The sequence below is a fragment of the Tropicimonas sediminicola genome, from assembly GCF_900188335.1.
GTDB classification, from domain to species: Bacteria; Pseudomonadota; Alphaproteobacteria; order Rhodobacterales; family Rhodobacteraceae; genus Tropicimonas; species Tropicimonas sediminicola.
Genome location: NZ_FZOY01000001.1, coordinates 121,572 through 136,144, shown reverse-complemented (window position 1 = coordinate 136,144; position 14,573 = coordinate 121,572). Strand labels below are relative to the sequence as shown.

The 14,573-nt window shown below is 67.5% G+C and carries 16 protein-coding genes; 7 read left to right on the top strand and 9 right to left on the bottom strand.

Going from position 1 to position 14,573, the window contains the following annotated elements; genetic code table 11:
• Window positions 1-22 precede the first annotated feature (22 nt).
• Together CHB86_RS00650 and lysA are read right to left on the bottom strand one after the other, a co-directional pair.
• Window positions 23-2,656: a TIGR02302 family protein gene (locus CHB86_RS00650; protein ID WP_089230625.1), complete on the bottom strand. Its 2,634-nt coding sequence runs from the start codon at window positions 2,654-2,656 to the stop codon at window positions 23-25.
• A gap of 49 nt (window positions 2,657-2,705) precedes the next feature.
• Window positions 2,706-3,974, bottom strand: coding sequence for a diaminopimelate decarboxylase (gene lysA, locus CHB86_RS00645; RefSeq protein WP_089230624.1), 1,269 nt, complete (start codon window positions 3,972-3,974; stop codon window positions 2,706-2,708).
• Between the two features lie 229 nt (window positions 3,975-4,203).
• On the opposite strand from lysA, the gene CHB86_RS00640 reads away from it, so the two are divergent.
• Window positions 4,204-4,923 (top strand): lysophospholipid acyltransferase family protein, encoded by a 720-nt coding sequence (locus CHB86_RS00640; protein ID WP_089230623.1) that lies wholly within the window; start codon window positions 4,204-4,206, stop codon window positions 4,921-4,923.
• Window positions 4,924-4,948: 25 nt separating this feature from the next.
• On the opposite strand, the gene CHB86_RS00635 is transcribed toward CHB86_RS00640, so the two are convergent.
• Together CHB86_RS00635 and argH are read right to left on the bottom strand one after the other, a co-directional pair.
• Window positions 4,949-5,140 carry an LptM family lipoprotein gene (locus CHB86_RS00635; RefSeq protein ID WP_089230622.1) on the bottom strand — a complete coding sequence of 64 codons (192 nt, stop codon included), beginning with the start codon at window positions 5,138-5,140 and terminating at the stop codon, window positions 4,949-4,951.
• Between the two features lie 90 nt (window positions 5,141-5,230).
• A complete protein-coding gene (gene argH / locus CHB86_RS00630) occupies window positions 5,231-6,628 on the bottom strand; it encodes an argininosuccinate lyase (protein ID WP_089230621.1) in 1,398 nt (465 codons plus the stop codon).
• Between the two features lie 23 nt (window positions 6,629-6,651).
• On the opposite strand from argH, the gene CHB86_RS00625 reads away from it, so the two are divergent.
• Together CHB86_RS00625 and CHB86_RS00620 are read left to right on the top strand one after the other, a co-directional pair.
• Window positions 6,652-7,209, top strand: a complete 558-nt coding sequence (locus tag CHB86_RS00625; RefSeq protein ID WP_089230620.1) for a TlpA family protein disulfide reductase — start codon at window positions 6,652-6,654, stop codon at window positions 7,207-7,209.
• Window positions 7,210-7,561: 352 nt separating this feature from the next.
• Window positions 7,562-7,996 carry a hypothetical protein gene (locus tag CHB86_RS00620; protein ID WP_141134798.1) on the top strand — a complete coding sequence of 145 codons (435 nt, stop codon included), beginning with the start codon at window positions 7,562-7,564 and terminating at the stop codon, window positions 7,994-7,996.
• Window positions 7,997-8,018: 22 nt separating this feature from the next.
• Here the strand turns inward: CHB86_RS00620 and CHB86_RS00615 are convergent, their stop codons facing one another.
• Both CHB86_RS00615 and CHB86_RS00610 read right to left on the bottom strand, forming a co-directional pair.
• The gene (locus CHB86_RS00615) at window positions 8,019-8,387 is read right to left on the bottom strand and encodes a rhodanese-like domain-containing protein (RefSeq protein WP_176442724.1); all 369 of its coding nucleotides are present in this window, start codon (window positions 8,385-8,387) and stop codon (window positions 8,019-8,021) included.
• A 70-nt stretch (window positions 8,388-8,457) separates the two neighbouring features.
• Window positions 8,458-9,030, bottom strand: coding sequence for a DNA-3-methyladenine glycosylase I (locus CHB86_RS00610; protein ID WP_089230617.1), 573 nt, complete (start codon window positions 9,028-9,030; stop codon window positions 8,458-8,460).
• A 105-nt stretch (window positions 9,031-9,135) separates the two neighbouring features.
• On the opposite strand from CHB86_RS00610, the gene CHB86_RS00605 reads away from it, so the two are divergent.
• The 4 genes from CHB86_RS00605 (at window position 9,136) to yddG (ending at window position 13,267) form a co-directional block, all read left to right on the top strand.
• The gene (locus CHB86_RS00605) at window positions 9,136-9,987 is read left to right on the top strand and encodes an EAL domain-containing protein (RefSeq protein ID WP_245837684.1); all 852 of its coding nucleotides are present in this window, start codon (window positions 9,136-9,138) and stop codon (window positions 9,985-9,987) included.
• Window positions 9,988-10,189: 202 nt separating this feature from the next.
• Window positions 10,190-11,365 (top strand): acetyl-CoA C-acetyltransferase, encoded by a 1,176-nt coding sequence (locus tag CHB86_RS00600; protein WP_089230616.1) that lies wholly within the window; start codon window positions 10,190-10,192, stop codon window positions 11,363-11,365.
• A gap of 173 nt (window positions 11,366-11,538) precedes the next feature.
• On the top strand, window positions 11,539-12,264 hold the full coding sequence (phbB, locus tag CHB86_RS00595) for an acetoacetyl-CoA reductase (protein WP_089230615.1): 726 nt from the start codon (window positions 11,539-11,541) through the stop codon (window positions 12,262-12,264).
• A gap of 109 nt (window positions 12,265-12,373) precedes the next feature.
• On the top strand, window positions 12,374-13,267 hold the full coding sequence (yddG, locus tag CHB86_RS00590; protein WP_089230614.1) for an aromatic amino acid exporter YddG: 894 nt from the start codon (window positions 12,374-12,376) through the stop codon (window positions 13,265-13,267).
• Here the strand turns inward: yddG and CHB86_RS00585 are convergent.
• The 3 genes from CHB86_RS00585 to CHB86_RS00575 all read right to left on the bottom strand — a co-directional run bounded on the left by CHB86_RS00585 (window position 13,245) and on the right by CHB86_RS00575 (window position 14,526).
• Window positions 13,245-13,412: a YdcH family protein gene (locus CHB86_RS00585; RefSeq protein WP_089230613.1), complete on the bottom strand. Its 168-nt coding sequence runs from the start codon at window positions 13,410-13,412 to the stop codon at window positions 13,245-13,247. The genes yddG and CHB86_RS00585 overlap by 23 nt on opposite strands.
• 126 nt (window positions 13,413-13,538) lie before the next feature.
• Window positions 13,539-14,303, bottom strand: coding sequence for a tRNA1(Val) (adenine(37)-N6)-methyltransferase (locus CHB86_RS00580; protein WP_089230612.1), 765 nt, complete (start codon window positions 14,301-14,303; stop codon window positions 13,539-13,541).
• A 1-nt stretch (window position 14,304) separates the two neighbouring features.
• The gene (locus CHB86_RS00575) at window positions 14,305-14,526 is read right to left on the bottom strand and encodes a putative signal transducing protein (RefSeq protein WP_089230611.1); all 222 of its coding nucleotides are present in this window, start codon (window positions 14,524-14,526) and stop codon (window positions 14,305-14,307) included.
• Window positions 14,527-14,573: the final 47 nt, after the last annotated feature.

The window sequence follows — 14,573 nt, the reverse complement described above, 5'->3', positions numbered from 1 at the left end:
TCCCCTGTTGCGATCGATCAGGTCAGAAACGGTCGAGCAGCCGCCGCAGGTAATCGAGTTCGATTTCCGGACGTTCGCGGTCGCTCGACCGGCGGCGGATCTCGTCCAGCAGGTCGCGGGCCCGGCGGTATACATCGTCGCCCTGCAGCAGGTTCTCCTCGCTGCCGAAGCTGCCAGAGGTGCCGGCTTCGCGGCCGAGCGGATCGCGGCGCTGGTTGCCGTCGGCATTGCCCATCTGCTCGCCCTGCTGGCCCTGACCGTTCTGCGGCTGTTGCTGGGCCATCGCCTCACCGAGGTTGCGCATGCCTTCGCGGATCGCCTCCATGGCGCGCGATTGCTCGTCGATCGCCTCGGCCAGGTTGTTGCCCTCCAGCGCGTCCTCGGCCCGGTCCATCGCCCGTCCGGCCTCGCCCAGGGATTCGCGCGCAGCGTCCCCGGCCTCGGTGCCCGCGCCCGGCAGGTTCTCCCGCAGACCGTCGAGCCGCCGCCGCAGCGCGCCCTGCCGTTCGGCCAGCGTCTCGGCATCGGGCATGCCCTGCTCGCCGCCCTGGCCGCCCTGCCCGGGCTGGTTCGGCTGGCCGCCATTGCCCTGCCCCTGCTGCTGGCCCTGTCCCGGCTGCTGACCCTGTCCCGGCTGCCCGGGCTGCTGGCCTTGCTGGCCGAGTTGACCCTGCTGCTGACCCTGCTGGCCCTGCTGCTGGCCGGAATTCGGGCCGAACTGTTCCTGCAGATCCCGGAACGCATCGTCCGACAGTCCCTGCTGATCCCGCAGCGTCTCGGCCAGCCCCTGCATCGCCTGGTCGCCCGGGCTCTGGCCGGACTGGCCCTGCTGGCCCTGGGTGACCTGCATGTTCTCCATCATCTGGCGCAGCTGCTCCAGCAGCGCCATCGCCTCCTCGGTGCGGCCCTCTTCCATCAACTGCTGGAGACGGTCGAGAAGCTGCTGCAACTGGTCGCCGCTCATGTTCTGCGTGTTTTCCGAGAGCTCGCGCTGCGCATCGGGGTCGGATTGTTCCGCAAGCTGGCGCATGTATTCCTGCAGCGCCTCGCGGAACTCGTCCATGAGCTGGGCGATCTCGTCCTCGGAGGCGCCGTTGCGGATCGCTTCCGACAGCCGGTCCTGCGCCCGCCGCAGCCGTTCCAGGGCGTCGGAGAGGTCGCCCTCCTCGATCTGCAGCGCGATGGTCCAGAGCGCCTCGGCCACTTCGTCCTGCACCTCGGTCGACAGCCCGTCGGGCGCGGCGACACCTGCCTCCAGCCGCCGGATCGCCACCCGGAGCGGCAGGTAGCTGCCGCCGTCGCGGATGATCTCGTCCGGCCGGTGGGTCACGGCGCGCAGGACCTGCGCCACACGCCCGCCATTGGCACGAGCCCAGAGCAGGTCCCGGCGTTGCTCGATCAGCGCCGCGGCGAGCGGATCGAAGAAGCGGCGGCCGGGCAGAAGGATTTCAACACCTTCGCTCACCCCCTCCTGGCCGGAGGCGTCCACCGCCGTCAGCGTCAGGGTGACCGGCAGGCCGACCCAGGGATGCTTGGAGAAATCCTCGACCATCGTTTCGGTGAAATCCCGGCGGTCGCCGGAGATGGTCATCGGCAGGTCGAGCGTGATCGCCTCGCGCGGGTCGGGCTCCGCCTGCAGGCCGTGGCGGCGGGCCAGCCGCCCCATGTCGAGCGCGATTTCGCCCCGCCCGGCCACGACACCGTAGTCGTCCTGCGCCCGGAACTGCTGGGTCATGCGGCCGCTGGCTTCGCGTTCGAGTTCGCCCGCGGGCGCGATGGTCGGCGCGGCATCGGCCACGATCTCGACCTGCCAGTCGCGCCCACCGGGGCCGAGGATCGCCAGCCGGCCGTTCCGAGTGATCTCGAAGTCCTGGCTCGGCTCCGTCGCCGGAACCACCGCCTCGCCGACCCGGCCGGACACCGTCTCGTCGACGCTGAGCGCGCCGATCTCGCCGTAGAGCCGCAGGGTGACGCGGCTCCCGACCGGCACCGACAGCACCGCACCGTCGATATCGTTCAGGTAGAGGCTCGGAAGGCCGGTGTGCGCGGGCGGCTCGACCCAACCCTCCCAGGCCGGCCCGCCGGCGAGGTCCACGTTGCCGCCCGGCACGACGGCCTGTCCCACGCTGGCGACCCGCCAGACGGAACCGAAGAGGAGCGCCGCGACCAGCGCCACCAGCGCCACGTAGCGCAGGGCATAGGGATCGCGCCGCGCCAGCCGCAGATCCGGCGGCACCCGGCGTGCCGCCGCGGCCCGCTCGGCCATACGTTTGAGGTGCGCCTGCCATACGGCGACCGAAGCATCATCGCCCGACCCGATCGCCTGCGCGTCGCCGAGCGCCTGCAACGGCCGGCCCGGCAGCGTCGCATCGAGCCGCTCCAACGCCTCTGCCCGGCTCGGCCAGCGGAAGCGACGCAGCCCACTGAAGAGGAACCACAGCAGGGCAGCCAGAAACGCCATCCCGCCGATCCAGACCGCCTCGACCGGCGCGGTCTCGTGCAGGCCGAACATAAGCGCGGCGGCAACCGCGAACACCAGCGTCCAGACCGGCCAGAAACACAGCGTGAGTCGCTCAGCGACCATGCCCGCGCGGGTCAGGCGCAGCGGGCGGACAAGTCGTTTCAGGGCTTGTGCGCGGGTGGCGTCCGGCTCCATGACTCTCCTTTCACCGGCCCGCAAATCGGGCCGGGAGGGGCGGGCCGCCTCAGGACAGCCACTCGGGAATGTTATCCCGCGAGATCATTTCGTCAAAGGTCGGACGTCCGCGGATGACAGCGAATTGATCCCCATGCACAAGAACCTCCGGAATCAGGGGCCGAGTGTTGTATTCCGAGGCCATTACCGCACCGTAGGCCCCCGCCGACCGGAAGGCGACGAGGTCGCCCGGCGCCAGCGGCGGCATGGAACGACCGCGCGCGAAGGTGTCGCCGGTCTCGCAGACCGGGCCGACGATGTCGAACACCGACGGCTCCACGCCCGGTGCGGGCTCGATCACGGGCACGATGTCGTGGTGCGCATCGTACATCGAGGGCCGGATCAGGTCGTTCATCGCGGCGTCGAGAATCAGGAAGTCGCGGCCCTCGCCGTTCTTCACGTAGATCACGCCGCTGACCAGGATCCCCGCATTGCCGGCGATCAGCCGTCCGGGCTCGATCTCGACCTCGCAGCCAAGGTGCCCGACTGTCCGCTTCACCATCTCGCCGTAGTCGCTGGGCAGCGGCGGCGCCTCGTTGCTGCGGGTGTAGGGAATGCCCAGGCCGCCCCCGAGATCCAGCCGCCGGATGTCGTGACCATCCGCACGCAGCGCCTCGGTCAGCTCAGCCAGCTTGCGGTAGGCCATCTCGAAGGGCTCCAGCTCGGTCAGCTGCGAGCCGATGTGCACGTCGACGCCCACGACCTCGAGCCCAGGCAGTGCCGCCGCCCTTGCATAGACTTCCCGCGCCCGAGCGATCGGGATGCCGAACTTGTTCTCCGACTTGCCGGTCGCGATCTTGGCGTGGGTGCGCGCGTCGACATCGGGGTTGATCCGGAGCGCCACCGGCGCGGTCACGCCGAGCGATGTGGCGACGGCGCTCAGCGCCTCCATCTCCGGTTCGCTCTCGACGTTGAACTGGCGGATGCCCCCTTCCAGCGCCGCCCGCATCTCGCCCGCCGTCTTGCCGACACCGGAAAAGACGATCCGCTCACCGGGCACGCCGGCCGCCTTCGCCCTCGCGTATTCGCCGCCCGAGACCACGTCCATGCCGGCCCCCAGTTCCGCCAGCGTCCTGAGGATCGCCTGGTTCGAATTGGCCTTCATGGCAAAGCAGACGAGGTGGTCGAGCGGATCCAGCGCCTCGTCGAACAGCCGGAAGTGCCGCTGCAGCGTGGCGGTGGAATAGCAGTAGAAGGGCGTGCCCACCGCGGCCGCGATCTCGGAGACGGGAACGTCCTCCGCGTGCAGCGCGCCGTCGCGATAGAGGAAATGGTCCATTCGGGCTCGTCCTTGTGCTGTCGTCGGGCTGTCGTCAGGCCCTTGCCGCGCCGGACGGAGCCCCCCGGAAGGTGGGCAGATCGGTCACGGGTCATACCACACCGGCAGGCCACCGCAATTGCGGGACTCGCACGCTCGCGCCTGGCGGGGTATCACATCGATTTGACAGGCACCCGGTGCGACCGAAGCACGCCAAACGACGGGGCCGCAAAGAAGGGGAAGGGCCGCAATGCCGTCGATGATGAAACAGGCGCGCCGCAAGATCGACTCAGCACTCTGCAGTCCCAGCGTTGCCGGGCCGGTCAGCCGGCTGATCACCTCGCACCTGCGCAAACGGCTGGAGGGCACCCGCTGGACCAGCGACGGGAAGGAGGCGCTCGCCGAACACGTGCAGGCCGGCAACGGGGTCATCATGGTGCTCTGGCACGGCCGCCTGCCGGCTGCCCCCATCGGCTGGGACACGGATTGGGGCAAGCTCTGCGTCGTGACCTCGGCCGCGATCCCCGGCCGGATGGTCGGTCGCGTGATGGGGCAGTTCGGCCACGACACGATCCCGATGCGCGAGCGCAAGGCAAACACCGGAACCTCGCTGCAGATCGCCCGGATGGTCCGCGGCGGCACCTCCATCGGCTTTGCCGCCGACGGCCCGCTCGGCCCGGCCCGCAAGGCGAAATCGGTGCCGATCGACTGGGCACGGCTGACCGGCGCCCAGATCTGGCTCTTCACCGCCTCCTACCGGAACTACAGCTGCGTCAAGGCCTGGGACAGGATGGCCCTGCCCATCTCGGGCGACGAAGGGATCATGCTCTACCGCCGCTGGGACGCCGAGATCCCGAAGAAGCTCGGCGCCGATATGCGCGAAACCCTCCGCCAGCGGCTGGAGGACGACCTGAACGCGCTGACGCTCGAGGCCGACCAGCGCATGGGCCACGAGACCCTGATCAACTAGGGTCCGGCCTCCGCTGCCCGGTCTGTTAGTTCGTCGAGGAGATCGACGAACTGCCGCTGCCACCGGACACGCCCATGTTCACGTTGCCCGACAGGGTCACGCCCGGCTCCGGCGTCTCCGGCTCGTCGGAGGGCGGTATAGGCGCGCCGTCCACGCCGCAGGCGGCGAGTCCCGCGATCAGGGCAAGGCAGCCGGCCAGTCTGATGAACTTGCTCATGTCAGCTCCTCGAAGGGTAGCCGGCCCCGTGGTGCCGGTGAACATGCCGGGCGATCCTCTGCAGGAACGCCCGGATACACTGTGGAGACGTCAGAGACGCGTCTTCCATTCCGCGATGCGCTCGCGCACCTGCGCCGGAGCCGTGCCGCCGAAAGACGTCCGGCTGGCGACCGAGTTCTCGACGCCCAGCACCTCGAACACGCCCTCGGTAATGTCGGCATGGGTGGCCTGCATGTCCTCCAGGCTCAGCTCGGGCAGGTCGCAGCCGCGCTGTTCGGCCAGCGCCACCAGCGCGCCGGTCACGTGGTGCGCCTCACGGAACGGCAGGCCCAGTTCGCGCACCAGCCAGTCGGCCAGGTCGGTCGCGGTCGAGAAGCCGCTGCCCGCCGCCGCCGCCAGCGCCTCGCGGTTGGCGGTCATGTCGGAGACCATGCCGGTCATCGCGGCGAGCGACAGCATCAGCGTGTCGGCCGCGTCGAACACCGGCTCCTTGTCCTCCTGCGTGTCCTTGCAATAGGCCAGCGGCAGCCCCTTCATCACTGTCATGAGGCCGACGTTCGCGCCCATGATCCGGCCGATCTTGGCCCGGATCAGCTCGGCGGCGTCCGGATTTTTCTTCTGCGGCATGATGGAGGAGCCGGTCGAGAACCGGTCGCTCATGATCACGAAGCGGAACTGCGCCGAGGACCAGATCACCAGCTCTTCGGCCAGCCGGCTTAGGTGCATCGCGCAAAGGCTCGCGGCGGCCAGGAACTCCAGCGCGAAATCACGGTCGCTGACCGCGTCGAGCGAATTGGCCATGGGGCGGTCGAAGCCGAGCGCCGCCGCCGTCGCGTGGCGGTCGATCGGGAACGAGGTCCCGGCGAGCGCGGCCGCGCCGAGCGGGCATTCGTTCATCCGGGCACGGGCATCGCGGAAACGTCCGGCATCACGGCCCAGCATCTCGACATAGGCCATCATGTGATGGCCCCAGGTCACCGGCTGCGCGGTCTGCAGATGGGTAAATCCGGGCATCACCCATTCGGCGCCGGCCTCGGCTTGCGCCAGCAATGCGCGTTGGAGCTCTTCCAGGCCGGAAACCGCCGCGTCGCACTGATCCCGCACCCAGAGGCGGAAATCGGTCGCCACCTGGTCGTTCCGCGAACGCGCGGTGTGCAGGCGGCCCGCGGGCTCGCCGATCAGCTGCTTCAGCCGCGCCTCGACGTTCATGTGGATGTCCTCCAACGCCGTCGAGAACTCGAAGCTGCCGCTTTCGATCTCTGACAAGACCGTGAGCAGCCCTTCCCGGATCGCCTGCGCATCGCTATCGCTAATGATGCCTTGAGCTGCCAGCATCGCGGCATGGGCGCGGGAGCCTTCGATGTCCTGTCGGGCCAGCCGGCGATCGAAATCGATGGAAGCGTTGATCGCCTCCATGATCGCGTCGGGCCCGGCGGCGAAGCGCCCGCCCCACATCTTGTTGGCGGCCTGTTTGGAAGCATCGGTCATGGATCGGACCTCGGAGGAATGAGATGAAGCACTTGTTGGCCGCAGTGGTCTATACGGGCGTCGCGCTGTTGGCAAACCCGGGACTGGCGGACATGGCCGCCGTGGAGGCGCTGCGCGACGGCACGATGAAAAAGCTGGTGTTCCACGACGAGCCGCAGCCAGTTCCCGCGACCACCTTCATCGATGTGTCCGAGGCGCCGATCAGCCTGGAGGAGATGCGCGGCGAGTGGCTGGTGGTGAACTTCTGGGCCACGTGGTGCGCCCCCTGCCGCAAGGAGATGCCGACGCTGGCCAATCTGCAGACGCATTTCGAGGGCGCGCCGGTCGAGGTCGTCACCATCGCCACCGGGCGGAACGCGCCCGAGGGCATCCGCCGCTTCTTCGAGGAGATCGGCGTGGACAACCTCCCCCAGCACCGGGACCCCAAGCAGGCCCTGGCGCGAGAGATGGGCGTGCTCGGCTTGCCGATCACTGTGATCATCGACCCAGACGGCCGCGAGGTCGCCCGCCTGCGCGGCGATGCCGACTGGGACAGCGACAGCGCCGTGGCCATTCTCGAGGCGCTGTCCAGCGGCTCCTGACCGTCCTGACTGCCGCGCGCGGAAGCGCGCGGCCCGGCCCAACCGCCGGCAAAGCATCGCACGATGCGTCGCCGGCGGGCGGGAGCCCTCACCTCCGGCCAAGCCGCGACCGAAGCTCCGGTAGGAGATACCGGCAGAAAAGCCACATTCGCGCGCAATCCAAGGTTGTCCCGTTTGCCGTTTCCCGGCGATTGCCTCAAATCGTGGCAACGATCCAGGCAGGACACCATGTTCCACCCAACGCCCATTGCCGGCGCATCAACCCACCCCGGCTCCAGTCCCCTCGTCATCACCGTGCCGCGCATTCGCCGTGACCGTTTTCCGGCCACCCTCCACGGGCGGCGCTAGCGCCATGCCCTGCCCTTTCAGGATCCACGAGGACCTTCACCTGCTCCGAGTGCGCTACGAGGGAAACGTCACGCTCGAGGAGCACCGCGCGCTCGAGACGAACATCATCGCCGAGCCAGCCTTCCGGGTCGATCTGATGCGTCTGTCCGACTGTTCGCGACTGACCGAAACGGACCTCGGCCTTACCGATTTCATGCCCTTCCTGGACCGCCTGCAAGCCCGGGTCGCCGGCGTCGAGGGCCGGATACGCTGGGCGATCCTGGCCCCCTCGGACCTGTCCTACGGCATGGCGCACATGTGGCGGTCGCTGCTGGAAAGCAGCCCCACCTTCGACGTGCGGATCTTCTCCGACGTCGAAGAGTTGCTGGAATTCCTCGACCTCGACCGGCCGGGAATGGCGGAGATGCTGGAGCTGGACCACGGCCCCACCAGTGCCTGACCGGCCTTGCGGCGCGCCGGCCTCAGCGGTCGAGCCTGCCACCGGCGGCAGACCAGGCCGTGATCGGGCCGAGATCATAGACCGTCTGGTGCCCAAGCTTGCGCAGCACCTTTCCGGCCATCCCCGAGCGGGCGCCGGACGCGCAATACAGGATGACGGGCGCGCCGCGCTTCAGGGCCGGTTCGCAATGCGGGCTGTCTGGATCGGCCCGGCGCTCCAGGGCGGAGATCGGAACGTTGATCGCTCCCCGCGCCCGGCCCCCCTGTTCAAGCTCCGAAGGCTCGCGGACGTCGAGCAGCACGGCCTTTCCGGCCTTCACCATCGATACCGCCGCCGCGCCGTCGAGCGGTTCGGCCTTGGCGCCGAAAGGATTGAGGAGTGTCAGGAGCATCTGTGTTCCGCCATCATATAACGATTGCGGAATATATTGTACTGCCTCCGCCGGGTTCAAGCGCAAAGCGTCAGCCGGCGGCCTGCGCCACCCGGTCATGGCTCGGACAGGTGACGAGGTGGTCGTTCACCATGCCGGTGGCCTGCATGAAGGCATAGACGATGGTCGGCCCGCAAAACCGGAAGCCCTCCGCCTTCAGGTCCCGCGAGATGCGTTGCGACAGCGCGGTCTGCGCCGGGACCTCGGCCATGGTCGCGAAGCGGTTCTGGATCGGCGCGCCGCCGACGCGATCCCACAGGAATGCGGAGAAGCCCTCGCGGGCCTCGATCGCCAGGTAGGCCCGGGCGTTGCCGATCGTCGCCTCGATCTTGCCCCTGTGGCGCACGATACCCGGATCGGCCAGCAGCCGCTCCACCTCCTCCTCGCCCCAATCGGCAATCACCCCGGGTTCGAAACCGGCAAAGGCCGCCCGGAAATTCTCCCGCTTTTTCAGGATCGTGATCCAGGACAGGCCAGCCTGGAACCCGTCGAGGATCAGCTTCTCCCAGAGCGCACGCGAATCGTACTCCGGAACGCCCCATTCCGTGTCGTGGTAGTCCACGTAGATCGGTTCGCTCCCGACCCAGCCACACCGTTCACCCATCTGGCCCTCCGCAGCGTTTCCCGAAAAATGATGCAAAATGCGAAGCTTTACCAGTTGTTCAGGCCCCGGCGCTGAAATGGGGCGGAATGAAGAGCGGAGTCGCGCATGCTGCCTGAAGAGGACATGGAAAAGATCGGTCGTGTCGGGATCGAGGGGCAGGCCAATCCGCTCGCCTTTGCCATTGCTCAAAGGGACAGGGACATCCTGTCGATGGTGCGCCGCTCGCTCGACCGAGGCAATGTCCTGCTCGCCTATCAACCGGTGGTGGACGCGCGACGCCCCGACCGCACGGCCTTCTACGAAGGGCTGATCCGGGTGATCGACGACACCGGCCGAATCATCCCGGCCTCGGATTTCATGGAGGCCTGCGAAGCCCACGAAGTCGGCCGCATCATCGACTGCCTCGCCCTCGAGTTCGGGCTGAGCGCGCTTGCCTGCGCCCCGTCACTGCGTCTGGCCGTCAACATGTCGGCGCGCTCGATCGGCTATCCGCGCTGGATGGAGACACTGGAACGCGGGCTCGCCGCCGCTCCCCATATCGGCGAACGCATGATCGTGGAGATTACCGAATCCTCGGCGATCCTGATGCCCGACATCACCATGGTCTTCATGCAGCGGCTACAGGATAGGGGTGTAGCCTTCGCGCTGGACGATTTCGGCGCCGGCTACACCGCATTCCGATACCTCCGGGATCTCGATTTCGACATCGTCAAGATCGCCGGGGAGTTCATCACCGGCATCCACGACAATCCCGACAACAGGGTCCTGACCAGTGCACTGGTCTCCATCGCCCGCCAGTTCGACATGCTGACCGTCGCCGAGGCGGTGGAAAGCGCGGCGGAGGCACGGCTTCTGGCCGAGATCGGGGTGGATTGCCTGCAGGGGTTCTATTTCGGCGTCCCCTCCACCCGCCCGCGCTGGCCGGAGTTCCCGCAGAGCCTGCGTTCGGCCGGGTAGGTTCCTCCAATTCAGCCGCCGACCTCAAAGGGCCGGCGGCACACTGCCGATCCATGCCCCGCGCCCGGGTTTCTGCAGGGGTGGGACACCCTGTCCGTTGCCTATTGCAAGAGGTTCCCCTTACCGGTTTCTTGGAGCGGGGAGAGGGAGACGGCCAGCACGGCCGTCCGACCCCGAGAGGATGACTTTAAGAGGAGCCATCATGACCAACGTCGTTATCGCATCGGCCGGCCGCACTGCCGTCGGAAGTTTTCTGGGGTCTTTTGCCAACACGCCAGCCCATGACCTCGGAGCCACTGTCCTGAAGGCCGTTGTCGAGCGCGCCGGGGTGGATCCCTCGGAGGTCTCCGAGACCATTCTCGGGCAGGTCCTGACCGCAGCTCAGGGTCAGAACCCGGCCCGCCAGGCCCATATCAACGCCGGCTTCCCGCAGGAATCGGCCGCCTGGGGCATCAACCAGGTCTGCGGCTCGGGCCTGCGCACCGTGGCGCTCGCCGCCCAGCACATCATGCTCGGCGATGCCTCGATCGTTGCCGCCGGCGGACAGGAAAGCATGTCGCTCAGCCCCCATGCCGCGCCGCTGCGCCAGGGCCAGAAGATGGGCGACATGAAGTACATCGACACCATGATCAAGGACGGCCTTTGGGATGCCTTCAACGGCTACCACATGGGCCAGACGGCCGAGAACGTCGCCGAGAAGTGGCAGATCTCCCGCGACATGCAGGACGAATTCGCCGTCGCCTCGCAGAACAAGGCCGAGGCCGCCCAGGCCGCCGGCAAGTTTGCCGACGAGATCGTTCCCTTCACGGTGAAGACCCGCAAGGGCGACATCGTCGTCGACAGTGATGAATACATCCGCAAGGGCGCCACGATCGAGGCGATGCAGAAGCTGCGTCCCGCCTTCATCAAGGACGGCACCGTGACCGCCGCCAACGCGTCGGGCATCAACGACGGCGCCGCCGCCGTGCTGTGCATGTCCGCCGACGAAGCGGAGAAGCGCGGCATCGAGCCGCTCGCCCGCATCGCCTCCTACGCCACCGCCGGGCTCGACCCGTCGATCATGGGCGTCGGGCCGATCTATGCCTCGCGCAAGGCGCTGGAAAAGGCCGGATGGTCGGTCTCCGATCTCGATCTCGTGGAAGCCAACGAGGCCTTCGCCGCGCAGGCCTGTGCGGTGAACAAGGACATGGGCTGGGATCCGTCGATCGTGAACGTGAACGGCGGCGCCATCGCCATCGGCCACCCGATCGGCGCATCGGGCTGCCGCGTTCTGAACACCCTGCTGTTCGAGATGAAGCGCCGCGACGCCAAGAAGGGCCTCGCCACGCTCTGCATCGGCGGCGGCATGGGCGTGGCGCTCTGCGTCGAACGCCCCTGACCTTTCCGCCCCGCTGAACACGAGAGTCGAGGGGCGCCGCCGTGGCGCCCCTTTCTTCTGACGCCCGCCGATCACCCCTTGATGCGGCGGGCACCGTGCGCAACATTGTTGCTCAGGGAGAGCCTGCGCAATTCGCAGTGTTACAAGATATTTACGCCAGAGTGGAGGGAACCATGGCAAGAGTTGCAGTCGTCACCGGGGGGACTCGCGGAATTGGAGCCGCGATCTCGAAAGGGCTGAAAGACGCCGGATACCTCGTCGCCGCGAATTTCGGCGGCAACGAGGAAGCCGCCGCCAAGTTCTCCGAGGAGACGGGCATCAAGACCTACAAGTGGTCGGTCGCAGACTACGAGGGCTGCGAGAACGGCATCAAGCAGGTCGAGGCCGATCTCGGCCCGGTCGACATTCTTGTCAACAACGCCGGCATCACCCGGGACGCCATGTTCCACCGGATGACGGTGCAGCAGTGGAACGACGTGATCGACACCAACCTTCACGGCGTCTTCAACATGACCCACCCGGTCTATCCCGGCATGCGCGAGCGCAAGTGGGGGCGGATCATCAACATCTCCTCGATCAACGGCCAGAAGGGCCAGGCCGGGCAGACCAACTACTCCGCCTCCAAGGCCGGTGACCTCGGCTTCACCAAGGCGCTGGCCCAGGAAGGCGCGCGCTTCGGCGTGACCGTCAACGCGATCTGCCCGGGCTACATCGCGACCGAGATGGTGAAGGCCATCGACGAGAAGATCCTGAACGAGAAGATCATCCCGCAGATCCCCGTCGGCCGCCTCGGCGAGCCCGAAGAGATCGCCCGCGCCGTGGTGTTCCTCGCCTCCGAGGACGCCGGCTTCATCACCGGCTCGACCCTGTCCGCCAACGGCGGCCAGTTCTTCGTCTGATCGGTTCAGGCCCGGGAACAACGCCCTCCGCCGGCCAGCCCGGCGGAGGGCTTTTCATTTCCGGCATCACCATGCTTGACGCATGCGCGTCGATCCCGCAGGAGGCGCCATGACCCGCGCCAACGCCACCGCCATCGGTTTCGTCGCCGTCCTGCTCTGGGCGCTCCTCGCATTGTTCACCGTGGGCAGCGCGCCGGTCCCGCCGTTGCAGCTCACCGCGATGAGCTTTGCCATCGGTGGGGCGATCGGCGTGGTCTGGACCCTTGCGGCGGGCGGGCTGCACCGGCTGCGCGGCGTAAGCTGGAAGGTCTATGCCTTCGGCACCACCGGGCTCTTCGGCTATCATCTGTTCTACTTCTCCGCCCTGCGGCTGGCCCCGCCGGCGCAGGCCGGGCTGATCGCCTATCTCTGGCCCTTGCTGATCGTGCTGATGTCCGGACTGCTGCCCGGCGAACGGCTGCGCGCGGGGCATCTCCTCGGCGGTGCACTCGGGTTCGCAGGCGCAGCGCTGATCATCCTCGGAGACGGCGCCGGCCTCAGCGGCACGGCCTTGCCCGGGTATGGTATGGCGCTGCTCTGCGCCTTCTTCTGGTCCGGCTACTCGGTCTTGTCGCGGCGGATCGGAGACGCGCCAACCGAGACGGTCGCGGTCTTCTGCCTGGCGACCGCGCTGCTCTCCGGCATGGCGCATCTTGCGCTGGAGGAGACGGTCCTGCCCGCCACGCCGCTCGCCTGGGCAAGCGTCATCGCCCTCGGCCTCGGGCCGGTCGGTCTGGCGTTCTATGTCTGGGATATCGGGGTGAAGCGTGGGGATATCCAGCTTCTGGGAGTTGCGAGCTATGCCGCGCCGCTGCTCTCGACCCTGGCGCTGGTGCTTGCCGGTCTGGCTGCGCCGACGCCAAAACTTCTGGTGGCGGCGGCACTGATCACAGGGGGCGCGGTGCTGGCCGCGATGGCCAGCCGCCGCGCCGATAAGGACGTCACACAGCGCTCAGCCGCGTGATCTCTTCCTTGATTCGGAGTTTCTGCTTCTTCAGTTCTACGATTTCGAGGTCGTCGGAGCCGGGAGACTGCTGAACTTGTTCCACCTTGGCCGAAAGTGCGGCGTGCTTCTTGCGAAGTTCCGCAACGCGGGCGGATTCGGGCATGGTCGATTTCTCCTCTGAAGCTAAGGTCAGGACTCAAGTGCAGCACGAAACATTTCGGTTGTCACGCCGAACTGGCACTGAATGAAAATATTTTGAGACGCCTCTGTAACGATCAGACGACAATGCCTATATGGCAGTCTCTCCGAACCCTGGAAGGGCAGCGCCATCACGCAGAACTGCGGTGAGCGCCGGAGTGTAATCCTCTCCATCCCGCTGATGCTCGGCCCCTTCGTGAACGACCAGCGGCGCATGAAGCCTCAGCGGCGTCCGCCCGCCCTTCCGCGCGCGCATCAACAGCAGGCGCGCGTCCCGGCCGCGCCTCGGTGAAAGCGGCTGGATCTGGACGGAGCCGAGCCCTCGCAATCCCGACAGAAGATCGCCCAGGCGTTCGGCGCGGTGGATCATGGTGAGCGATCCGCCCGGCACCAGTCGGCGCGCAGCGACGTCCAGCCAGGTCTCCAGCGGGGTTTCCTCCCCCATCGCCGCCTCCCGCGCGGCATGGCCCGAAGCATGGGAGTCGCTGCGCAGGAAATAAGGCGGGTTGGCGATGACGTGGTCGAACCCGCGTTGCCGTAGCGAGGCTGGCAGGTCGGCCAGGTCCGCGGTCACGATGTCGAGAGAGGCGGAGGCCGCACGGGCGTTCAGGCGGGCGATCTCGGCGATGTCCGGCTGCCGCTCGACGCCGGTGAGCTGCAGGCCGGGCACCCGCACGGCAAGGCAGAGCGAGGCCGTTCCGACGCCGCACCCCAGCTCCAGCACAGTCTCGCCCGCCCTTGCCGGGCAGGCAGCGGCCAGCAATACCGGGTCGATCCCGGCCCGATAGCCCTTTTTCGGTTGAGAAATGGAGAGCCGACCGCCGAGATAGGCGTCGCAGGTCAGCGCCTCGTCCACCTCAGCGATCCTCGGTGACGGGCAATTCGTTGTCCCGAAGCACCGCCCGCGCCATGAAGAGATCGCTGTCCAGAACCATCAGCCTGCGGGGCAGAATCCCGATGGACCCTTCAAGGACGCTCATATGGACGTCCATTTCGAACCAGTCTATATCCTCCCCATCGAGGAGGGATTTCGCCAGCGCGATGACAGTCGGGTCGGTGGTGCGTAAAACCTCTTTCATGAAATGGACTTAAGCAAAGCCCCCTCCGGCTGTCGAGACGGGGTGAC